The organism is Acinetobacter sp. Root1280 (genome assembly GCF_001425285.1).
GTDB lineage: Bacteria > Pseudomonadota > Gammaproteobacteria > Pseudomonadales > Moraxellaceae > Acinetobacter > Acinetobacter guillouiae.
The window spans coordinates 220,083-241,445 of the sequence record NZ_LMED01000026.1 but is presented as its reverse complement, the minus strand read 5'-3'; the positions used below and the strand labels follow the sequence as shown (position 1 = coordinate 241,445).

The 21,363-nt window shown below is 39.5% G+C and carries 22 protein-coding genes and 4 tRNA genes; 4 read left to right on the top strand and 22 right to left on the bottom strand.

All coding sequences use genetic code 11. From position 1 onward, the window contains the following. The 19 genes from ASC84_RS18300 to ASC84_RS18210 all read right to left on the bottom strand — a co-directional run. Positions 1-99: GTP-binding protein (locus ASC84_RS18300; RefSeq protein WP_009586195.1), on the bottom strand; the 99-nt coding region annotated here is incomplete at its 3' end. Between the two features lie 144 nt (positions 100-243). Further along, positions 244-318: transfer RNA gene (locus tag ASC84_RS18295), tRNA-Thr, on the bottom strand. A gap of 11 nt (positions 319-329) precedes the next feature. Next, positions 330-405: transfer RNA gene (locus ASC84_RS18290), tRNA-Gly, on the bottom strand. Between the two features lie 32 nt (positions 406-437). After that, positions 438-521: transfer RNA gene (locus tag ASC84_RS18285), tRNA-Tyr, on the bottom strand. Positions 522-574: 53 nt separating this feature from the next. After that, positions 575-650, bottom strand: a tRNA-Thr gene (locus tag ASC84_RS18280). Between the two features lie 98 nt (positions 651-748). Next, on the bottom strand, positions 749-2,242 hold the full coding sequence (gene trpE, locus ASC84_RS18275; RefSeq protein ID WP_004718493.1) for an anthranilate synthase component I: 1,494 nt from the start codon (positions 2,240-2,242) through the stop codon (positions 749-751). Positions 2,243-2,372: 130 nt separating this feature from the next. After that, positions 2,373-3,041 (bottom strand): HAD-IA family hydrolase, encoded by a 669-nt coding sequence (locus ASC84_RS18270; RefSeq protein WP_004718496.1) that lies wholly within the window; start codon positions 3,039-3,041, stop codon positions 2,373-2,375. Positions 3,042-3,135: 94 nt separating this feature from the next. Beyond that, positions 3,136-3,858 carry an FHA domain-containing protein gene (locus ASC84_RS18265; protein ID WP_056517327.1) on the bottom strand — a complete coding sequence of 241 codons (723 nt, stop codon included), beginning with the start codon at positions 3,856-3,858 and terminating at the stop codon, positions 3,136-3,138. Between the two features lie 184 nt (positions 3,859-4,042). Next, positions 4,043-6,289, bottom strand: a complete 2,247-nt coding sequence (gene gspD, locus ASC84_RS18260) for a type II secretion system secretin GspD (protein WP_056517326.1) — start codon at positions 6,287-6,289, stop codon at positions 4,043-4,045. Between the two features lie 41 nt (positions 6,290-6,330). After that, complete coding sequence (locus ASC84_RS18255) at positions 6,331-7,176, bottom strand: type II secretion system protein N (RefSeq protein ID WP_004818497.1); 846 nt, start codon at positions 7,174-7,176, stop codon at positions 6,331-6,333. Next, on the bottom strand, positions 7,176-7,919 hold the full coding sequence (gspN, locus tag ASC84_RS18250) for a type II secretion system protein N (RefSeq protein ID WP_056517325.1): 744 nt from the start codon (positions 7,917-7,919) through the stop codon (positions 7,176-7,178). Before gspN ends, ASC84_RS18255 begins: the two co-directional genes overlap by 1 nt. Before the next feature lie 163 nt (positions 7,920-8,082). Next, positions 8,083-8,409 (bottom strand): H-NS family nucleoid-associated regulatory protein, encoded by a 327-nt coding sequence (locus ASC84_RS18245; protein ID WP_004718506.1) that lies wholly within the window; start codon positions 8,407-8,409, stop codon positions 8,083-8,085. Between the two features lie 225 nt (positions 8,410-8,634). Then, complete coding sequence (locus ASC84_RS18240) at positions 8,635-9,072, bottom strand: thioesterase family protein (RefSeq protein ID WP_034617650.1); 438 nt, start codon at positions 9,070-9,072, stop codon at positions 8,635-8,637. A gap of 9 nt (positions 9,073-9,081) precedes the next feature. After that, a complete protein-coding gene (locus ASC84_RS18235; RefSeq protein WP_056517324.1) occupies positions 9,082-10,275 on the bottom strand; it encodes a hypothetical protein in 1,194 nt (397 codons plus the stop codon). A gap of 4 nt (positions 10,276-10,279) precedes the next feature. Beyond that, the gene (locus ASC84_RS18230) at positions 10,280-11,110 is read right to left on the bottom strand and encodes a hypothetical protein (protein WP_034617644.1); all 831 of its coding nucleotides are present in this window, start codon (positions 11,108-11,110) and stop codon (positions 10,280-10,282) included. Beyond that, positions 11,107-11,889: a uroporphyrinogen-III synthase gene (locus tag ASC84_RS18225; RefSeq protein ID WP_056517322.1), complete on the bottom strand. Its 783-nt coding sequence runs from the start codon at positions 11,887-11,889 to the stop codon at positions 11,107-11,109. The genes ASC84_RS18230 and ASC84_RS18225 overlap by 4 nt, the downstream gene beginning before the upstream one ends. A gap of 13 nt (positions 11,890-11,902) precedes the next feature. Next, on the bottom strand, positions 11,903-12,826 hold the full coding sequence (gene hemC / locus ASC84_RS18220; RefSeq protein ID WP_056517319.1) for a hydroxymethylbilane synthase: 924 nt from the start codon (positions 12,824-12,826) through the stop codon (positions 11,903-11,905). A gap of 96 nt (positions 12,827-12,922) precedes the next feature. Further along, complete coding sequence (locus tag ASC84_RS18215; RefSeq protein WP_004818489.1) at positions 12,923-13,660, bottom strand: LytTR family DNA-binding domain-containing protein; 738 nt, start codon at positions 13,658-13,660, stop codon at positions 12,923-12,925. A 49-nt stretch (positions 13,661-13,709) separates the two neighbouring features. Beyond that, positions 13,710-14,726 carry a sensor histidine kinase gene (locus ASC84_RS18210; RefSeq protein WP_004718518.1) on the bottom strand — a complete coding sequence of 339 codons (1,017 nt, stop codon included), beginning with the start codon at positions 14,724-14,726 and terminating at the stop codon, positions 13,710-13,712. Between the two features lie 134 nt (positions 14,727-14,860). Between ASC84_RS18210 and argH the strand changes: the two genes are divergently transcribed. Both argH and ASC84_RS18200 read left to right on the top strand, forming a co-directional pair. Then, positions 14,861-16,291, top strand: a complete 1,431-nt coding sequence (gene argH / locus ASC84_RS18205; RefSeq protein ID WP_171252556.1) for an argininosuccinate lyase — start codon at positions 14,861-14,863, stop codon at positions 16,289-16,291. An 11-nt stretch (positions 16,292-16,302) separates the two neighbouring features. Further along, positions 16,303-16,572 carry an oxidative damage protection protein gene (locus tag ASC84_RS18200; RefSeq protein ID WP_004818487.1) on the top strand — a complete coding sequence of 90 codons (270 nt, stop codon included), beginning with the start codon at positions 16,303-16,305 and terminating at the stop codon, positions 16,570-16,572. A gap of 377 nt (positions 16,573-16,949) precedes the next feature. On the opposite strand, the gene ASC84_RS18195 is transcribed toward ASC84_RS18200, so the two are convergent. After that, on the bottom strand, positions 16,950-17,588 hold the full coding sequence (locus ASC84_RS18195; protein WP_034618016.1) for a sterol desaturase family protein: 639 nt from the start codon (positions 17,586-17,588) through the stop codon (positions 16,950-16,952). Between the two features lie 152 nt (positions 17,589-17,740). On the opposite strand from ASC84_RS18195, the gene ASC84_RS18190 reads away from it, so the two are divergent. Beyond that, positions 17,741-18,748 (top strand): AraC family transcriptional regulator, encoded by a 1,008-nt coding sequence (locus tag ASC84_RS18190; RefSeq protein ID WP_056517317.1) that lies wholly within the window; start codon positions 17,741-17,743, stop codon positions 18,746-18,748. Positions 18,749-19,023: 275 nt separating this feature from the next. Next, complete coding sequence (gene aqpZ, locus ASC84_RS18185) at positions 19,024-19,716, top strand: aquaporin Z (RefSeq protein ID WP_056517304.1); 693 nt, start codon at positions 19,024-19,026, stop codon at positions 19,714-19,716. A 108-nt stretch (positions 19,717-19,824) separates the two neighbouring features. On the opposite strand, the gene ASC84_RS18180 is transcribed toward aqpZ, so the two are convergent. Both ASC84_RS18180 and ASC84_RS18175 read right to left on the bottom strand, forming a co-directional pair. Then, positions 19,825-20,070 carry a hypothetical protein gene (locus ASC84_RS18180; protein WP_004818484.1) on the bottom strand — a complete coding sequence of 82 codons (246 nt, stop codon included), beginning with the start codon at positions 20,068-20,070 and terminating at the stop codon, positions 19,825-19,827. Between the two features lie 79 nt (positions 20,071-20,149). Further along, positions 20,150-21,172 (bottom strand): DNA/RNA non-specific endonuclease, encoded by a 1,023-nt coding sequence (locus ASC84_RS18175; RefSeq protein ID WP_227515175.1) that lies wholly within the window; start codon positions 21,170-21,172, stop codon positions 20,150-20,152. Between the last annotated feature and the right edge of the window lie 191 nt (positions 21,173-21,363).

Below are 21,363 nucleotides of genomic sequence, written 5' to 3'. Positions count from 1 at the left end.
TGCAATTGCAGCAGTTAAAGTTGTTTTACCATGGTCGACGTGACCAATTGTACCCACGTTTACGTGTGGCTTATTACGTTCAAACTTAGCCTTAGCCATTTGCTCTTCCTCGTTTATGTCGAACACGAGTTAAACAACTCAGCATCGACAATCGTCTAAAAAACTAGACACCTAATACTTGAAAAGCAGACTAATAAGCCTGCTTTTGAGAAACTGGTGTAGAATAATCTACCAAATTGTATCTGGAGCTCTTATCGAGATTTGAACTCGAGACCTCTCCCTTACCAAGGGAGTGCTCTACCACTGAGCTATAAGAGCATCATCTTCGATGGAGCGGGAGACGAGGGTCGAACTCGCGACATGTAGCTTGGAAGGCTACCGCTCTACCAACTGAGCTACTCCCGCTTAATGTTGGTAATTACCACTTATCGAAGTAATGGTGGTGAGAGAAGGATTCGAACCTTCGAAACTTTCGTGGCAGAGTTACAGTCTGCTCCCTTTGACCGCTCGGGAATCTCACCTTTACACTTACTTTCAGTGTCGTTCTTCAACATTATAACACAAAACCTTAAGATGGTGCCGGCACACGGATTCGAACTGTGGACCTACTGATTACAAGTCAGTTGCTCTACCAACTGAGCTATGCCGGCGTTTCTTAGTGTTTCGTACGTTTCGTATCGGAACGGTGTGCAGTTTAGCAAAACTCAGAATCCTTGCAAGTGTTTTTTGCAAAAAAAACCTCAAAAACTCATAAAATCAATCCGTTTGACGATAATTCAACCGCTTTGATCACTGCGCGAGCTTTTATTTGGGTTTCATTCCACTCTGATTCAGGATTTGAGTCGACAACCAACCCAGCACCAGCCTGTACATAGACCTTATTTTCACGAATAACACAGGTTCTGATCGCAATCGACATGTCCATTTCGCCATGCCAGCCCAAATAACCCACTGCGCCACCAAAAATTCCACGTTTTACCGGCTCAACTTCGTCAATAATTTCCATTGCACGAATCTTTGGGGCACCTGAAAGCGTGCCTGCTGGAAAAGTTGCCTTAAAAACATCCAAAGCATCGACATCATCCAACACTTCACCTTGTACATTGGAAACAATATGCATGACATGTGAATAACGTTCGATCACCATTTGATCAGTCACTTGCACTTTACCGATTTTCGAGACACGCCCCACATCATTACGGCCTAAATCAATCAGCATTAAATGTTCCGCAATCTCTTTTTCATCAGAAAGCAAATCTTTTTCAAGCGCCAAATCTTCTTCTTTGGTTTTTCCTCGCGGACGTGTACCTGCAAGCGGACGTACAGTCGCGATCCCATTTTCAAGTCGAGAAAGAATTTCCGGTGAAGACCCTACGATATGGAACGGCTTTTGATCTAAAAGGGTCTGCCCTTGCACCAAAAATAAATACGGTGATGGATTGAGATGTCGTAATGCGCGATAAACCTGTAAAGGCTCACCATCAAAATCCGACACCATACGATGCCCAGGAACAACCTGCATCACATCACCAGCACGGATGTATTCTTTAACTTTCTCAATTGACTCAAGGAATTTGTCATGCCCAGTCAGTGACTCAAAATGCGGAGCGGTATGTTTTTTAGCAACCAAGCTGATTGGCATAGCCAATAATGCCTCAATCTCATCCAGCTGTTGCTGAGCCTTGGCATAAGCCTCTGTATCATTAACATCTGCATGTACGATTAAAAACAAAGTATCTTTTAAATTATCAAATACAATGACGGTTTTAGACAACATCATCCATAAGTCTGGCAGTCCAACGGGATCCGCCTCAGGCACATTCTTTAACCGTGGCTCAATATAACGTACTGCGTCATAACCAAAGTAACCCACCAAGCCGCCAGTAAAATTAGGCAGCGCGGGTAAATCTTGCTGGGTGGGTACTTTAAACTGCGCTTGAAAATCACGGATATATTGAAAGGGATCTGCACATGGCTGGGTATCTATCGAGCCATCTACCGATTTGATCGTGAGCTGTCCTGCATTACAGGAAAATACGATTGATTCACCCAGTCCAATAATTGAATATCTTGCCCAGTTTTCGCCACCTTCGACAGATTCAAAAAGATAAGCTTGTTGATGCTGTTTTAAACGCGCAAATACAGACAATGGCGTATCTGTATCGGCTAAGCGTTGGCGATATACAGGGATAAGGTTATAACCCGCTGATTTTAGTTGTTCAAATTGCGCTAAGGTTGTCATCAGGAATTCTCTCTATTTTCGATAATACTAAGTATGGATGTCTCTGCATTTCACTTAGTGACGCCATCGAAAAGTGCGTTTGCTATTCATTCCTCTTCCCTTTTTCCGCAACAATTTAAATATACAGGTGTTAAGCCAAAAGCTCTGTTAAATCATCCACCACTTGTTGTGGCTGACAGAGTTGAATATCTTCACCGTGATTATAACCATAGCTGACCACAATACAATCAACCTCTGCACGGCGTGCAGCCTCGACATCATTACTTGAATCGCCAATCATCAAGGTTTTGTCCGTTGATGACTGATAAGTTTCAACACAATACAACAATGGTTTTGGATGAGGTTTGCGCACTTCAAAACGATCACCACCTATTACATCGACAAAATAGTGATCCATTTGCAATTCTTCTAGAATTTTTCGTGCAGGCTGTTCTGGTTTATTGGTCACACAAATCAATTTCTTATTGTTTTCAATTCCCCATTCTAAAAACTCTAAAATTCCAGAAAATGGCTTGGTATCAACACAAGGCTCTGCATTGTAAATTTCCAAGAATGTATCCAAAAGCTGTTGATGCAGTACAGGATCAACTTCACCTTTTAAATACTTCAATGTACTTTCACAAAATAATGAGGTGCCTTTACCAATCCAAACCCGAACCTGTTGTTCAGTGACTTGGGGTAAGTTCAAACGCGCTAGACTTAAGTTCATGGCACGATATAAATCAAATGCTGAATCAACCAAGGTCCCATCCAAATCAAATAAAATCAGTTCGCGTTGGTCTAGCTTTGCCACATTCATGATTTACACCTAAATCGAGTTTTAATTTTTAAAAACGAAAATACAAAAAACAAAGGCATGCGATTGCATGCCTTGAGTGTAGCGCATTCGCAAATTATTTAAACAATAGCCATGCAATAATTGCCAAAATGATCAAAATCACCAGTGTTGCCAAACCTAACTTTGCATTTTTCTGGGTTTCGACATGTTCTTCTGTAACAAGTTCAGGTGCTTTGACCTGCTCTACTTTTGGCTGTGTAGCTGCATGAATATCCACACCTTCTGGAATTGGCGCAGGTTTAGGGATTGCCACACCAGACGGCATACCTTCACGGTTGATTTGCACACTGCTATCTCGTTCTGAAAGCTCAGGCATACCCTGTTCATTCATCTGATCTGCCACTGTACGTTCTACTGGGGCAGCTGGTTTAATTTCAGCAGTCGCCACAGCCTCAGCAGGTTGTTGAACTGGCGTTTCTACTGGAACTACAACAGGTTGAACTTCGACCTCAGGCGCTGCCTGTTCAGTTTGCAAAACAACAGGTTTTACCGGTGCAAGTACATTAAATTTAACACTGGCAAATTGAACAATATCACCATCCATCAACAGTTTATCTTGATCGATACGGATATCATTCACAAAGGTACCATTGGATGACTTTAGATCTTGAACCCAAAGCGCATCTTCTTTTAATAAGAATGCAGCATGGCGACGTGAAATTTCCGCAGCTTGTAATAACAGGTCTGCATCTTGATGGCGTCCAACCAGCATATCACGGTCAATCGTGACTTCCTGCCCTTCTAACTCACCTGTAATTGCTTGTAATTTCCAAGTCATGATTATCTTCCCATTCTAATTCAAGTCTATCTTAGCATGACATTTCTACAGTGCTAAATCAGCGCAAAACTAAGCTTTATGTTGTCCACGCCACAACAGGACACACCACAATACTTTAACAAGCTATTTTAAATATCAAATAAAGCATGCGATTAGAAGCACTTGTTACGCGAAGCCCACAATGCTACTGCTTACGGATATCATTTGGTTCCTCTGCAACGGGTGTAGTCACTACATTGCCTTGTACTGCACTTGTCTTGGCACCTGTAGGCACTTTTTGATACTGACTTGATGGTTGTGCTGTCGGTTGTGGTTGTACCAACTTAGGCTGCGAACTTGGTGTGGAGCTAAACGGCAGTCGTTGCTGAAAAACATCATCCACATTGGCTGGGAGTTTGGCAAAGTTACCATCTTTATCCATCGCCAATTGCAGACTATACAGCTGATCATAACGTTGTTGAGATACACGGCGTATATCAGCGTTATCACCAATTATCGTTGGATGGATAAACACCAATAAGTTACGTTTAGCATTCGATTTGCCTTCCGCTCTAAATAAACGGCCTAAGCCCGGGATATCACCCAAGAAGGGTACAGACTGACGCGTATGAGCTGTATCATCTGAAATCAATCCACCTAACACCACAGTTTGCCCATGATCTGCAAGCACAGAGGTCTTGATCGAGCGTTTACTGGTGACCAAATCCGTTGCCTGTCCTTTATTTTCAGCAACTGCAGAGACTTCTTGCTCTACCTCTAAGCGAATCGAACCACCCTCACCAATATGCGGAATTACCTTTAAGGTCACCCCCACATCCTTACGTTCAATTGAGGTATATGGATTGACGGTGCCACCTGTCCCAGTACTGACTGAGCCTGTAACAAATGGAACGTTTTGACCAACGACAATATAGGCTTCTTCATTATCCATTGTGACAATCGATGGCGTAGATAATAAATTTGACTTGGTATTGGCTTTTAAAGCCTGAATCACTGCACCATATAGTCTACGTGAACCATCAGCACCTTCTTTATAATCTCCTAAAACAAGAGAGGCACCTGGACCGACAGCACCACCTAAACCAGCCGCACCACCTGATAGATAGCCTGCTGCCAATTTAGCTAAACTTGTACCCACTTTATCAAAGTTAATTAAACCCACACCACTACTTAGATCACCCATTGCCCATTGCACACCGAGTTGATCAGTATCATTACCCTCAACCTCAATAATCGTCGCTTCAATCAATACTTGTTGACGACGGACATCAAGCTGTTGGATCGCCGCTTCTATTTCGCGCATCAGTTGTGGCTCAGCTTTAACCACCAACGCATTTTGAGCACCATCTGCAATAATGCTCACACCATTAGCATTAAAACTGGTGATATTATTTTGATTATTGTTATTTGAGTTGCTGTTTAAATTAATTGCTGGTGTTGAAATACTGCTTCCAGTGCTTGAGCCGGTATTAGATGATGAATTGTTATTATTAAAACTGTTGCTATTGCTGTTGTTAGAACTACTATTAGAAGAATTATTTGAACTAGAATTGACTGCCTGACCTGTGACTAAGCCTTGTAAAATTTCAGATAAATTCTTTGCACTGGCATATTTTAATTTAAAGACTTTAAGACCACCTAAACGATCCGCAGAAGGTACATCCAACATTTCAATCATATTGCGGATACGTTTACGCGTACCTGTATCCCCTTTAATCAAAATACGGTTGGTCCGTGCATCAGCAATAATACGAACCCTTGCCCCAGCAAAGTCTTTCGATGCGCCTGTCGAACTCATGGCATCCAATTGCTTAATGATCTCTTCAGCTTGACTCTGTTGTAAAGGAACAGCTTCAATATCATTTTGCCCAGTACCATCTAAGTTGCGAATAATGGTTTCAAGTTGATAAATATTCGCTGCACGATCAGACACAATTAACGCATTGGTGCCTTGTATTGCCGCCAAATGCGCAAATTGTGGCATTAAAGGACGTAATGCTGGGATCAAATCATTGGGGTTGGTATTTTCCAACCAGATCACCCGTGTTACAACCTGATCACCACGTGCATTATTGCGTGGGTCATAAGGTACACCCGAGTTTTTTACATTACTGTCTGGTACTAAGCGAATGGTATTCCCCGATGGAATAGCCACCACACCATTGACATTCAGCACCCCTAAAAATAGGTCATAAACTTCATTTTTATTTAGAGGTTTATTTGAAATAACCGTGACATTGCCACGTACACGGGGATCGACTGCAAAATTTTTGCCCGTAATATCTGCAACTTCGTTGATAAAAGCCGTGAGATCAGCATCGCGTAAGTTAATTTTCCACGTCTGTGCATGTGCTGCTGTACTGACCGCAACCATCATTGGTGCCGCTGCAACTAAAGCCCAAAGTGGTCGATTGTGATTCAAAAAAGCCATAACTTATTATCTATCCTAATTTTATTTGTAGTCCTAGCCACTTACAAACTTTGCTGAATGGTCATCACCTGATCACCACGCTTAATTTCAATTTTTACTTTGCCATCACGCTTTGCTTGTTCTAGCAGCTGAACATCACTCTGTCCTTGACCTACTGATTGTCCATTGAGTGAAAGAATACGATCTCCAGATCTTAGTCCCAGTTTATTTCGGAGCGCTGCGGGGGTCTGATCTGTCACTTCATAGCCTTGACCGCCACTTGCGTTAACCCCCATGTTCTTTAGGTATTCGTCCCGATTTTCATTCATCTTCTCAATCGCCTGCCCTAAAGCATTTTGGCTTGAATTTTGTTGTGGCGATGGCACAGGATTACTTGCTGGCGGGCTGGTATTTTGATCTGTAGATTGCCCTGGCATAGGCTGATACAAACTATCCAGCCCGGTAAAACGCAACTCTTTACTGTTATTTCCATTTTGACTTAAAACAATATGATCCCAATATACTTCGGATAACTGATAACTGGTACCCTCAATTGGATCACCCACCGCATAACGATCTGCTGTTTCTTTGACTTTAATCACCGCTGAAGAGAAACGCGCAGGATAACTCACGACTACACCTTGCAAGACCATCGGAATACTGTCATCTGCAGTCGCACTAGAACCCACTTCCTCAAACAATGAAAAGCTTGAAATATTGGGCACTTGGATTTGTTGTGAACCTAGACTCACTTGCTCTGGTTGCATGACTTGTGGCGGTGCAACCACCCACCAAAAAATCGAAGCCAGTTTCCAGCACAATGCTAAAATTAAAAGAAATAAAACAACAGGTGCAAGGTGCTCTGTTTTTTTCCAAGAAATATTTTCAAAGCGTTCTTTTATATTCATTAGAAACCACCTTGAATGAGTGGTTGTCTAGAACTAATCACAAAAGTATCTAAACCAGCCTTTCCATCATAGGAAGGCACATTGAGTAACATGCGTTGGGTTAATTGCACATCTAACATCATGGTTGGATCTATGCTGATATTGGCCATCTTCTGGCTACGTTGATCTTGTATATCCAAAATCAGTTTACCCGCCTCATCTTTAAGTTGTGCATTTAAAGACGGGATATTCATTTGATCTTGACGCTGTCCAAAAGTATAACGAAGTTCGCCACCACCCCAGTGCAATTGACCATCTACATCACTAAATCCAGTGTCTTTTTTAAAACGTAGGGTCATATCTGAAATTTGAATTGCATTCGCTGGCCACTGCCAATTTGCAATATTCTTTAAAGTTTCTGGTGCAATCTGACCTTGCATCTGATTAATAATTATTTTTTTACCAATACCATAGCCGACAACCCCATTGAGCTGAGTTTGCCCACTATGCACTTCAACATTTGCGCCCACACGTAATAAAATCAGATCCCACGGGCGTGTTCTCCACGAAACGGAACCACGTAAATTACCCTTGCGCCAATCTGCTTGCCCTTGCCAAATATTTCCACTGACATTTTGTAAGGTTTGATTGTTCTTATAAAATTTAGAAATCAGCCATGTTGCAGGGACTTGCAAAAGTACAAAAATTAAAAAAGCGACAACTCCAGTAATCCACCACGTGATCTGTTTTGATTTTTTATTCATTCATCTTTACCATCATTCATTTATTCTTCCATGCAAGATGATGCCCTCTTGTTTATACATTATGCATAATTTTTGCATAACGCCAATTCACTCGTATAAAAAAACCAAGCAGATTTGCTTGGTTCTTTGATTTTAAGGTCTTTGAATGACACTTAGATGAAGATTAGATCAAGAAATCTTCTAATTTTGCACCTTTTTCGATTTCTGCAACCAACCAACGAGGTTGTTTACCGCGTCCAGTCCAAGTTTCAGAAGTATCTTTTTTATTGCGGTAACGCGGCTCAACAGCTTTACGCGTTGTCTTTTTACGCTTTTGCGCGCCGTATTCAATAAACTGTTCTAAAGTTAAACCAGCAGATTGCGCAATTTCAATAATTTTATTATAGGCATCTTCAACTGCTTGGTCTTTTTTACTTTCAATTAAAGCTTCTGCTTCAGCTGTTAACTTTCTTAACTCTTCAACCGATAAATTACTAATATCAGGCATCATTAACTCTCCACGTAAATTTCTTAATACTTATTTAAAATAACTTCATAGCAATAGTATTTTCATTTATTCCAATAAGCAATACATATATTCCCCAATAAACACATAAAACAACAAAAAGATTATTATAATTACCTCAAAGCGCTTATTTTTAACATCAAAATAAAGCGAATGCAAAAGAATATGCTGTCTTATGTTTTAAATATAATGATGATAATTGAGGCATTTTTATGTATTTTTCAAATCATTATGCACTGTAGCTTCTAAATCAATTATAATTTTTCGTAACTGTTGGGGAATTAATGCTTTTTTCATCGCTACTTTATCGACAAAAACAATAACTGCTTCTCCGTCCGCCACAATCTGCTGTTGTTGCTGGCTGAATAATACATAATGCATGCGTATAGCACTATTTCTCATTTCTTCTACCCGCGCACCAATATGTAGCACATCAGGATAAAATACAGGTTTTAAATATTTGCATTGACTTGAGGCAACCACAGTTAAAACATCTTGGTCAAACACATTTAAACGATCAAAATATTCAATACGTGCACTCTCAATATAACGATAATACATCACATTATTTACATGACCAAAAGCGTCCATATCACCCCATGCAACCTTTTGCTCATAAACGATCGGGAATTGTGTCAATGGATTCATGCTGGGTTCTCAAATTTTAAATTGAATATAATTGCTATCTTTTTCAAAAATTGAATTCAATTGTTGAATTAATTCATCATTTCCATTTAAAGTGGACTTGATTCTTAAATAATTCATTAGAATATCATTTGGATATAATGACAGAAGTTGATCTGCTTCATATTCCCGCTGTGTTGCAATATATATATGCCATTTAGCAAAGCAAAAAACAGGAATGTTCATATATTTAGATTCAAGATTTATAATCTGTTGCTCTAAATACTCATAATCTGGATTCTGTCTAAGCAACTGTTGCTGGAACCATAAGTGGAACACATCTTGGTCAAATTTTTCATTAAGTATTTGAATCACCAGCTGCTGTTGTTGCTGAGCAAGTTCGGGTAAGCGGGTAATAATTTTTAGCCAAAGCACTTTTGTCTCATAAGGCATTTGATCGAGTTGTGGTTCTATCTCTAAAAATTTTTGCTGTAATAGTTCAGTATCTTCAAAACTTGCTTGGTCATAACAACCCAAAAGCTGTATTAACCACTGCTGTTTAGTCGCAGTTTCTAATTGTCCAAATTGAGTTGAGTGTAAATATTGCCATGGATATTGCAGGGCAAATTGTCCCCATAATTTTTGCACGGACAATTTATAACTTTCTGAAAGCTGATTCAGCCACGGCGAAAGTTCATGTCCATTTAAAAACTCTAAATGGGTCAGCGCTTGTTGACTGTCCTGTTGGGCCAAATAAATTTCGATACGTAAAATTTCCGCCAATTCAAAAGCGGATGGAGAGCTGTGTTCTAAAGCGTTTAATGCTTCTGAATAATGCAGTTGTTTGAGTAATAAACGGGATTGCACAATCGGCTTTAATAAACCAGATTGATCAAAAATCGTTTGAATCACCTGCTCTTGTTCATCTTCACCATCTAATAACCACAATACACCAAACTGTTCAAATGGGTGCAACGTGCTAAAACTCAGTACTTGTTCTAATTTTCTTTTTTCTCTACGAATATAACGATTGAGGAAATACCATGCCACATGCATCAAAAAACTGATGCCAACGCCAGCAAATGTTAAGAACCATAAATTGGTTTGAACTTGAATATTGTGCCAGAGCACATAGACATAACCTGACCCTGCGGTATAACTCAATACACTCAGTACAGCCAGAATAATCAGGCTAATAAAGGCATAGATCAGAAAAATATGTTTCATCGATCTACCCCAAAACAGCCAAGCTATTCAGCTTAGGAATCGGCGGCTGCGATGTTTGCTTCATTTTTAATATTTTTTGCTTAATCTTCTGACTAGCAGCATCGGGTAATATATCCAATTGTTGAATCATTTGATTCAGCATCTCTTGGTATTCAGCAGTTTGCCCTTTGACTAATAATTGTTGCGCCAGTAATAATCTTAATTGGACTTCTTTTAAAATAAATTTACGGTTTGCCAATGCAGGCGTGTTTGTTTCAACAATATCGACTTGAAACCATTTTTCCCAAAAGTATTGCGACTGATCTTGATCTGGTTTCAGTTGATTATTTTTCAATTCAGTGATGAGTGCTTGATCAACTTGTTTAAGTAAAGCCTCTAGTTGATCTCGCTGGGCATTTCGTTCAATCACAAAGTGTTGAATACTCTGTATATCTTGCGCAATGGTTTGATGTAGGCTTTGTTTTACTGCATCTGCCAACGCATAATGATCTAAAGATTGATTTAACTGAGTAAGATGCTCAAGTGCATACACAAACTGTTGTTGTTGCATAGCAAATTGCACCAACTCTAGTTGCTGTTTAACCACTACACTAGGATGAATACCAGCAATAGGCGTTTGAATCGAAGCGGTTTTCTTTGCCACCTCTTGAGTCGGTTCATCTGTTTGTCGTTTTACTGCCACCAATTGATCATTCAAACTGGCATTCTTTTGTTCACTTTTATGCAGTGTTTGTTGAATATCATTGAGCTGTTGTGAAACATGATAGAAGTTATAACTCAACTTAATGAGCCATCCTAAAGCGATCAACAATAAGACATAAATAAACTTCTTCATAACTTCCTTTGCAACTGCACTATGGTTTGTAGAATGGTTTCTGGCGCTAAATTTGAAATTTGAGTGCTATTCAAACAGGTCTGAGCTGCATTTTTACCATGTCTTAATAATTGATACAAACGCTCACCCAAAACTAAATAATGACAAGCACTCACGATCTCTTGATGATCTCGGGTCAAAGCCAGCCAATTGTGCCAACTGGCTTCACTGCTGATACAACTCCAATAGGGCTTTTCAAATTGCTCAATTTTGGTCACAAAATCTAAAAATTGTGCCTGAGTTTGTTGAGGAAATACGCGGTCATATAAAACAAAGTTTAAAACATCAATATGACGCGCTTGGCATTGTTGCATCATAAATTGACGCCCACCTTCACCACGCCAAAACGCAATTCTCTTGAGCTCTTTTACCTGATTAAACAGCGCTAAGCTTAGCATGCCTTCGGATGTTTCCACCGCAGGAACATGGCTTTCTATCCCATAATCTAAGAGTCGTTGCGCAGTTTTTTTACCTACAGCAATCCACTGAATATGCTGGATCTGTGCAAGCGACAAACCCGATTGCTGAAGATATTGCATACCAATCTGTACAGCTGTAGGACTGACCACAACAATAATTTGAGTCAATAACAGCTGTAAATAAAGTTGTTGTAATGTGTTGTTATATGGACGTGGTGTTAATGCCAATAATGGCAGATCAACCACGTCAAAACCTGACTGGCGCAGACATTGGGTTAATGGCTGAGCCCGTTCGATGGGACGCGTATTAATAAATAGCATTGAAGCCTAAAAACTAAGCTTGATAAAGTGCTTTGAGTATTTCTCCAGCACCTTGTTGAAGTAGCTTTTGTGCAAGTTGCACACCTAACTGCTCTGCTTGATCTGGCGTACCACTGACTTGGCTACATAATAGCGTTTGGCCGTCCGCACTCCCCACACGTCCTTCCAAAGACAGTGTTTGATCGTTCAAGGTAGCAAAGCCTGCGATAGGCACTTGGCAGCCACCTTCTAGATAAGCATTAAAAGCACGTTCAGCACGAACACAGGCATTGGTTTCAACATGCATTAACGGCATGATTAAATCCAAAATCTCTTGATCAGCTGAGCGGCACTCTAAACCCAATGCGCCTTGACCTACCGCAGGTAAGCTAATTTCTGCTGGCAGCGTATGACGAATACGATCTGAGAGTTCTAAGCGTTTTAAGCCTGCACTGGCAAGGATGATGGCATCATATTGACCTGCATCTAGCTTGGATAAGCGTGTTCCAACATTACCACGTAAATCAATCACATTTAAATCAGGGCGCTGTTTTAAAATCTGACATTTACGGCGTAAGCTCGATGTTCCAAGTGTTGCGCCTTGTGGTAAATCATCAAACTTTGCGTAATGGTTAGAAACAAAAGCATCAAAAGGGTCTTCACGCTCACAAATGACTGCAAGCTCCAAACCTTCTGGTAATTGCATCGGCACATCTTTCATGGAATGAACGGCTAGATCTGCACGACCATCCATTAAAGCAGCCTCTAATTCTTTGACAAATAAACCTTTACCACCAATTTTGGCCAAAGGTGTATCTAAAATTTTGTCACCTTGGGTTACAAAGGTAACCAATTCTACTTTTACATGCGCGTGTAATTGCTCTAAACGATCACGAATATGCTCAGCCTGCCACATTGCGAGCGGGCTCTGGCGAGTTGCTATTTTCAAGGTTTTCATCATTTCAGCTTTGCCAAACTTTTAAACACTCTAAACTTACTCTGCAATCGTAAAAATGCAAGTAAATTATCAAAATGATTTAAGCTTCCCATCAAACTATAAATTCTGCATCCGTTCGCGCAGTAACGGTAAGTGACGACGACTGACTGCCAAACGCTCGTCTAACTCGCGGCATCGTACCTGATACTGACCGGAGGACACCATTTCCAACCCATCCAAATAATCTAGAGAAATTAAAGCATTACGATGAATACGAATAAATCGATCTGCGAACTCTGTTTCTAAATCTTTGAGCGTTTCATCAATAAGCACGCTGCCATTTTTATGGCGCACGGTGACATATTTTTGATCTGCTAAAAAATAGTAAATATTTTCAACAGGAATTAGCTCCAAACCTCGATAGGTTTTTGCAGCAATTTGCTGTCTTTGCACTTTTTCTTCCATGAGTTCTTTTTTTTCTAGGTGAGTTAATTGAGCTTGAGTCAGTTTAGTGACACTCTCCAAAACCGTTTCTAAATCATCCTTGGCAATTGGTTTTAATAAATATCCTTTTGCTTGAGATTGAATGGCTTGCAAAGCATGTTCATCAAATGCCGTACAAAATACGATGGCTGGCGTCGGATTAAAATGTGCTAAATGCTGCGCACAGCTTAAACCATCCATTTCTGGCATTTGAATATCAAGCAACACCACATCTGGCTCGAACTGCTGAACCATTTCCAATGCCTGTTGACCATGTTGCGCTGTTGCAATAACCTGATGCCCAAGTTGCGACACCAATCGTGATAAGCGTTCCACTGCAAGCGGTTCATCATCACAAATCAGGATGTCCATTGCTCCTCCTTACCCAAATATATCGTCTTTATTTTAATGAATTTCCCAATCATCTATTTTTATACTGATATTGGATTACCATTGTAAATAATCCATTCCCTGCATAATTCCGAAAATAAACAGAATCGCCAAAATGTGCTTTTAGACGCTGTTTTACATTTTCTAAAGCAATTCCATGCCCTTCTCGTACTTTTATTCTATCTTGTAAAAATGGGTTGGTAATGACTATGTTGACTTGATTTTGCAATATTTCAACCAGTATGCCGATCTTGGCATCGATAATCTTTTGCTCAACCCCATGAAAAATACTGTTTTCAATTAAAGGTTGTAAGGTTAATAAGGGAATTTTGACCTGATCTAATAACAGCGGTTGTTGAATATTCCATTCCACATTTAAACGATCTCCCAAACGAATTTGCTCTATTGCAATATATTGTTGAGATAACTGTATTTCTTCTTTTAAGGTCACGAGCTTTAATTCTTGAAAACTGGCTCTAAACAATTTGGATAAATCTATCAGCATTTGTTCAGCTTTATCGGGATCAATCGCAATTAAACTCACCACGCTATTTAAACTATTAAATAAAAAATGTGGATGAATACGTGCTTGCATGGCCTGAATACGCGCATTCAATTCACTGTTTTGCTGCAATACTGCTTGTTCACGGATATACAAGTAGCGTAAACAAAATGCGCCCAGTAATACCCCATAGCTGACATGCAAAATAAGATTATGCGAAATGTCTTGCATGGAAATATTTTGTAAAGAAAAATGCGTCCCCCAATAATGAATAATATTTAAAACCAGTGTTGTACACAGCACAATCGCCTGTAAAAGGATAAAACTGAATATTGAAATAGATAAATAGGTATATTGCGATAGCCTCTTTTCAAATACATCCTGAAAAGCGGCAAAGGCCAATAATATCCAATTAATATATAAAATATATTCTAAAACATGCCAAAGATTTAAATTGCCCCATGATTGTGCTTCGGCAAGTGCCAATAAAAAAGCCAATACATTACTAGAGATAAATAATTCGAATAAATACTTGCGATGCCCCATTTTGCTAAAAAAATAAGACTGATAAAAACCGCGCCCAGATTTTATTGATGAATGATTGCGCTTTACTTCGGCAAGTGAGGCTGAATTTGTTATACTGCGTTTAGTTCTACTGCTTTTTTTCCTACTGAGCCGATATGACCACATCTTCTAATTCCTCTAATCCGTCACAAGCCCAAACTTCAGGCATGTGGGGCGGTCGTTTCTCTGAAGCTACTGATGCCTTTGTTGCTGAATTTACTGCATCAGTTCAATTTGACCAACGCTTTTATAAACAAGATATTGCTGGCTCAATCGCACATGCGACTATGTTAGCAAAAGTTGGTGTCCTTACAGAACAAGAACGTGATGACATTATCAATGGTTTAAATACAATTAAAGCTGAAATTGAAGCAGGTCAATTTGAATGGCGCATTGATTTAGAAGATGTGCACATGAATATCGAATCTCGTTTAACTCAGCGTATCGGGATTGCAGGTAAAAAATTGCATACCGGTCGTAGCCGTAATGACCAAGTTGCCACAGACATCCGTTTATATGTACGTGACGAAATTGATGCGATTTTGACTTTACTGGAAAAATTACAAAAAGGCATCTTGGGCTTAGCAGCGAACAATACTGACACCATCATGCCAGGCTTTACCCATTTACAGACTGCGCAACCTGTGACTTTTGGTCATCATTTGATGGCGTGGTTTGAAATGTTGGTGCGTGACTCTGAGCGTTTAATCGACTGCCGTAAACGTGTCAACCGTATGCCTTTAGGTTCTGCTGCGCTTGCTGGAACAACCTATCCTATTGATCGTGCGTATACTGCAGAATTGTTAAACTTTGAAGCCGTTGCTGAAAATTCTTTAGATGCAGTATCTGACCGTGACTTTGCAATTGAGTTCAATGCTGCTTCATCTTTAATCATGATGCATTTATCACGTATGTCAGAAGAAATGATTCTTTGGACTTCTGCACAATTTAAGTTTGTGAATATTCCTGACCGTTTCTGTACTGGCTCATCGATCATGCCACAAAAGAAAAACCCAGATGTTCCTGAACTAATTCGTGGTAAAACTGGCCGTGTCTATGGCGACTTAATGAGTCTGCTCACCCTCATGAAGGGTCAACCTTTGGCCTATAACAAAGACAACCAAGAAGACAAAGAACCTTTGTTTGATGCGATTGATACAGTGCGTGGTTCATTGATGGCTTTTGCAGATATGATTCCTGCACTTGTGCCAAATATTGAAATCATGCGTGAAGCGGCTTTACGTGGTTTCTCTACTGCAACAGACTTGGCTGATTACCTTGTAAAAAATGGCGTTGCTTTCCGCGATGCACATGAAATCGTAGGTAAAGCCGTGGCTTTAGGTGTGCAAGAATCAAAAGATCTTTCTGAATTAAGCCTTGAGCAATTACAACAATTCTCAGATTTAATTCAAGCAGATGTGTTTGAAAAAGCATTAACCCTTGAAGCATCTGTCAATGCGCGTAATCATATTGGTGGTACTGCGCCTGCACAGGTTGCTGCTGCAATTGAACGCGCTTATATCCGTTTAGAAAAACTTTATGCATAAGGAGTTTTGATATGACTCGACAAGTATTTTGCCGTAAATATCAAAAAGAGTTAGAAGGTTTAGACTTTGCACCCTTTCCAGGTCCAAAGGGTCAAGTGTTATTTGACACAGTGTCTAAACAAGCTTGGCAAGAATGGTTAAAACACCAAACCACGTTAATCAATGAAAAACGTTTAAACGTGTTTGAACCAGATGCAAAGAAGTTTTTAGAAGAACAGCGTGAAAAATTTTTGGATAATGATCAATCATTGGAAATGGCGGAAGGCTTAAAGCCTGAGTAATGACCGAAGCCTCCTAAGGCAAAAATCCAAAAATGATGTGCATCTTATGCCCATCTAAACAATCCCCGTCAGGGGATTTTTTTATTGCTTCATCGTACAAGATGATCGCGATCACATGAGTTTATAAATTTAATCTTATATATTTACTTTTCCCACGCATAAAAAAAGGAGTCTTGGAGACTCCTATAAAACTTAAAACACGGCAGTGGGTACATGCTGTGCAATCAATATACATTGATTACATGGCTTAATATTGACCAAAGATACCGAAAATGCTGACCAATCACGACAAATTATAGATTTTACACTACGCAACCAGTTCATTTCACAGCAGTTTTAAACAGATCAGAACAAGCAACAACGTTCAAAAAGCCAAATTAAGCCACAGAATCATTGAGCTTTTGCGTATTGTCCTCAACCAATAGCGGTTTTTTCTCTACCCATTTGGCTGGAAAATATTTTTCTATGCTGGATGATAACCAGTTTGCGATTGGCTGAGGCAATTTCACACCTAAAGGATTCTGCTCTTGCAGATCCGCAGAAGAAATCACCCGTGTTCCCATCAGATAATCAAACCAAGGCTTAGTGACACACCAATTGGCATCTTGGTTCGAGTTCATGTGGTGATCATAATGCCAAGGAATTTTCTTCATCGCCCAATCTGGCTCTAAATGTGCACGGCGATGGATATAATAATAATTACACGCACTATAAAGCGATGCCGCAACCATTCCTTTCGAAATCGGGTAGAAAATCAAACTTGCCGCACCAGCAACCACCGCCAAAGAAACGATTTCATTTTTGGTTCGCCAATTTGAAATTCCTTCTACATAGCCATCATCATGAAAATCTTGTTTACGCACTTCACGATGGTGTTCCCAATGCGATTTCATACTGCGTGGCACTGGACTGAAACGTGGTTTCCCTGGGCGATGTTGACCATGTAAAATATAGTTATGCGCAACCCATTCAAAGCCATTTGCCACGACCAATCCGACTAAAAAACCTTTTAACATAATCAATCCCTCTTGCTTATTGTGAATATAAAACATGCTGGGAAATAGGTATTGACATCAAAAAGTATTTTCATTGACAAATTACGACAAATTAAAATAGTATAATGTTTAAACTACAGCTGACGTAGATCACACAATAACAAGATGTGTAAATGATGCAATTAAAGGACTATGCGGGCTCGATATATGGCGGGCTTGGGCAATTACTCTATACTTTTAGTGAAGCTAAAGGTCTAAACATCTCATCCAAACTACAACAGATTCAAAATGTTGAACGCTTTGACTATACCGTTTGGCGTGAAATCTTGGATGACATTCAATCACAAGTACAAAGCCCAGCTTTGGGTCTAGACATCTCTAAATATGTACAACCCAAACATATTGGTATCATTGCCTATATTGCACAATCTTGTGACACGCTTGGAGAGGCTCTCACCCGCTACCATGATTTTCATCGATTGATTTATGATGGAAGCCCGCTGAAAGTTGAATATTATGATGAACAGCACATCTCGGTACGTTGGGAAAATCTACCCACCCATTTAACCACTCAAATTACTGATGAAATTGCGATGGCCGTGGTGATTCAGTTTTTAAGACAATTTATATCCGATGATATAACGCTGTATCAGGTTAATTTTATTCATCCTCAACCTAAAAACAGCATGCTGTATCAAGCATTCTTTAAATGTCCTGTGCTCTTTCAGCAAGAAAAAGTCGAGCTGATCTTCCCCATCAGCGCACTTGCGATTTCCTTTAAACGCAGTGATCAAACCCTACAAAAACTACTGATGCAACAAGCGCAGGCCTTACTTGAAAGCTTACCCAATGCCACCCAGTTAGATGAACGCTTACAACAAAGTATTTTATTGGGATTACAAAAAAACAATTATCAAATCGAAGCGATTGCCAAACAACTGAACATGTCGATACGCCAGTTACAACGTCATCTACAAAGTCAGAACACCACTTATCAACAACGTGTTCAGGATGTCCGCCAATTATTGGCCTTTCAATATCTGCAAGATCCTCATTTAGGCTTGCATGAAATTGCCCTGCTTCTCAGTTACTCAGAACAAAGTGCTTTCCAACGTGCGTTTAAACAATGGACCGGCTTAACACCGCAACAATGGCGTCTTCAGCATCGAGAATTTAAGTAATTGTGTATTAAATTTATAGATAAAAACAGCATGTTTCACCATTCTCACCACTCATTTGTTTAGCATTAAATAGCTGTAAAATATAATTTTTTAAAATAAAATCAGAACATTAGCCGATATTGATATGAATATTTTTTATTTGTGATTTTATTTTCATATTTTTAGACTATTATCTTTATACAGAAAATAAAAGTTGTATCCACCCCACGGTTATCAACTATCTAAAAATAGTCATATAACCCCATTCCGTTCAAAAAAATAATTTAGGAATCAATATGAATAAATATCTCGCAGAATTTATCGGAACCTTTTGGCTGGTGTTTGGAGGATGTGGTAGCGCAATATTTGCCGCTGCTTTTCCAGAACTGGGCATCGGTTTTGCTGGTGTTGCACTAGCATTCGGTTTAACCGTACTCACAGGCGCTTTTGCTTTAGGGCATATCTCAGGCGGGCATTTTAACCCTGCGGTCAGTGTGGGTTTATGGGTAGGTGGTCGTTTTAATGCCAAAGACTTAGCCCCTTATATTATTGCTCAAGTCATCGGTGGTATTTTGGCCGCATTTGTTTTGTATTTAATCGTACAAGGTCAGGCGGGATTCACAGGAACTGGCGGATTCGCCAGCAATGGCTTTGGTGATTTATCCCCTGGCAAATATTCTTTAGTCTCAGCCTTGTTAATTGAAATCGTATTAACTGCCTTTTTCTTAATTATTATTCTCGGTTCAACAGATAAACGTGCACCTGCTGGCTTTGCCCCGATTGCCATCGGTTTAGCACTTACTTTGATTCACTTAATTAGTATCCCCGTCACCAATACTTCAGTCAATCCAGCTCGAAGTACTGCTGTGGCTTTATTTGCTGAAACAGCAGCATTGAGTCAATTATGGTTATTCTGGGTGGCACCAATTGTCGGTGCAATCATTGGGGCATTGATTTATAAGGTTGTGGGTAATGAGTCTCAATCCTAAATAGATTTTCAATGTAAAAAAACCTGCCGCGGCAGGTTTTTTTATACATATAAACTAATGAATTAGAACATAACTAATTCAAAAATGGCTTAAAAATAAATATGGTCTTTAAAGAAATGGATTCTCTATTTCGCCTTCGCTTTGACGCGCAAGCTGTTCTGGTAGATCACTTTGCTTCTCTAAACTTGCTACAACTTCATTGAGATAGCTTTGTAAAAGCTTAGCCGCTTTTAAGCCAGCTTGATCTTTGGTGATCTGTAAATTGCCATAAATACTGACACAGTCAGTTTGATTTTCTAAGGTTAAATCATGAATTGAATGTGATTCGGTGCCATTCTCAAACGGTTTAAACATTTTTAATTTTCTCAATTTTTTTCGATCTTATTCACAGTATAAATAGATTCTCAAAAGATACTGCACCATCAGCGCTGAATTATTTCAAAATTTGTAAAATATATTGCAACAACGCTTCAACCAATTGTTTCACCAAGACATCTTTGGTTTCTGGGTCTACTTTTGGCAATTGCACATCCGATGTAGTTGTTGAACCACTTTTTGGTTGGAACTGCTTTTGCAGTGCAGTGATTTTATCCTGACTGACCTCTTCTGCACATTGGCTTTCCGCATCCCAATGTGAGTACTCAATTTCTTTATTGACCTTGACCTGCTTTGCGTTCAAAGGCAATTTATAGGTATTACGCTTTTGTTCTTCAGTCAGTTGTGGAAATAAATTCATCCCCAACTGCTCTTCTAAATAGCATACGCTGACCACTTTAACCTGAAGTGAATCATTATTTGGCGCATAGTACGCACCAATGATCCCGTGTTTAGGCAAGTAAATCGCTTTATAGATCGCGGTTGGAACAATCACACCCTTTCCAATGGTTTTTAGTTTTTTGCCAGAAAACACTGGGCCAGTGACCACATACACATCTTTCTTTTGCTTGGTGACAATTGCACGAGTTGCTTCTTCTAACTCACGCCAAACTTGTTGGTTATTTTTAGCAGCTTGCGGCACCATATTGGCCAAAGAAAAGCTGTCGAACTGTGATTCCTTATTGGGCATATCGGCATTGGGTGACATATGACCACGGTCATAGCCTGAACCACGATAATCCGATAATAATGCACGATGTGTAGCGTTTACACGTGGCTCTTCGTGGAAATTATCTTCACGTTTAATCTTTTGACTTAAGCGCTGTGGAGATAAATATTCTGCTGTCCATAACGGTGTTTTAGAAACACCCGAATACATTACATTAAACCCGTTAAAACATAAGGGATAACTGTTTTTCTTTAAACTTTCTTTGATTAAAACAGGTGGTTGCTCTCGATAGAACTGCTTTAAACACGTAGAGTTATTGGTACTACTTTGGGTAAACGGCAGTAACTGAAAAATTTTCTCTTGGCCAAACGCAATCGCAAAACTTCCAGTAGCAACAACACCCAACACCATTTTAACTACTGAATTTTTCAACAAAGGCTTCCTAAACAAGGTTAAATAAACAATCCACTCAAAACCGATACAAATTAAGTTTTTGAATTTAAATAGCTTAACAAGTCAATAAACTGAAAGATATTGTGTCGATCTTCAACCGAGTAAAGCTTCTACGATTTGTGCTTAACTAAACAACATTCCATGTAACA

Coding starts and splice junctions, on each gene's coding strand:
- trpE (WP_004718493.1), bottom strand. CDS start 2,242: ATGACAACCTTAGCGCAATTTGAACAACTAAAATCAGCGGGTTATAAC.
- ASC84_RS18270 (WP_004718496.1), bottom strand. CDS start 3,041: ATGAATGTGGCAAAGCTAGACCAACGCGAACTGATTTTATTTGATTTG.
- ASC84_RS18265 (WP_056517327.1), bottom strand. CDS start 3,858: ATGACTTGGAAATTACAAGCAATTACAGGTGAGTTAGAAGGGCAGGAA.
- gspD (WP_056517326.1), bottom strand. CDS start 6,289: ATGGCTTTTTTGAATCACAATCGACCACTTTGGGCTTTAGTTGCAGCG.
- ASC84_RS18255 (WP_004818497.1), bottom strand. CDS start 7,176: ATGAATATAAAAGAACGCTTTGAAAATATTTCTTGGAAAAAAACAGAG.
- gspN (WP_056517325.1), bottom strand. CDS start 7,919: ATGAATAAAAAATCAAAACAGATCACGTGGTGGATTACTGGAGTTGTC.
- ASC84_RS18245 (WP_004718506.1), bottom strand. CDS start 8,409: ATGATGCCTGATATTAGTAATTTATCGGTTGAAGAGTTAAGAAAGTTA.
- ASC84_RS18240 (WP_034617650.1), bottom strand. CDS start 9,072: ATGAATCCATTGACACAATTCCCGATCGTTTATGAGCAAAAGGTTGCA.
- ASC84_RS18235 (WP_056517324.1), bottom strand. CDS start 10,275: ATGAAACATATTTTTCTGATCTATGCCTTTATTAGCCTGATTATTCTG.
- ASC84_RS18230 (WP_034617644.1), bottom strand. CDS start 11,110: ATGAAGAAGTTTATTTATGTCTTATTGTTGATCGCTTTAGGATGGCTC.
- ASC84_RS18225 (WP_056517322.1), bottom strand. CDS start 11,889: ATGCTATTTATTAATACGCGTCCCATCGAACGGGCTCAGCCATTAACC.
- hemC (WP_056517319.1), bottom strand. CDS start 12,826: ATGAAAACCTTGAAAATAGCAACTCGCCAGAGCCCGCTCGCAATGTGG.
- ASC84_RS18215 (WP_004818489.1), bottom strand. CDS start 13,660: ATGGACATCCTGATTTGTGATGATGAACCGCTTGCAGTGGAACGCTTA.
- ASC84_RS18210 (WP_004718518.1), bottom strand. CDS start 14,726: ATGGGGCATCGCAAGTATTTATTCGAATTATTTATCTCTAGTAATGTA.
- argH (WP_171252556.1), top strand. CDS start 14,861: ATGACCACATCTTCTAATTCCTCTAATCCGTCACAAGCCCAAACTTCA.
- ASC84_RS18200 (WP_004818487.1), top strand. CDS start 16,303: ATGACTCGACAAGTATTTTGCCGTAAATATCAAAAAGAGTTAGAAGGT.
- ASC84_RS18195 (WP_034618016.1), bottom strand. CDS start 17,588: ATGTTAAAAGGTTTTTTAGTCGGATTGGTCGTGGCAAATGGCTTTGAA.
- ASC84_RS18190 (WP_056517317.1), top strand. CDS start 17,741: ATGATGCAATTAAAGGACTATGCGGGCTCGATATATGGCGGGCTTGGG.
- aqpZ (WP_056517304.1), top strand. CDS start 19,024: ATGAATAAATATCTCGCAGAATTTATCGGAACCTTTTGGCTGGTGTTT.
- ASC84_RS18180 (WP_004818484.1), bottom strand. CDS start 20,070: ATGTTTAAACCGTTTGAGAATGGCACCGAATCACATTCAATTCATGAT.
- ASC84_RS18175 (WP_227515175.1), bottom strand. CDS start 21,172: ATGGTGTTGGGTGTTGTTGCTACTGGAAGTTTTGCGATTGCGTTTGGC.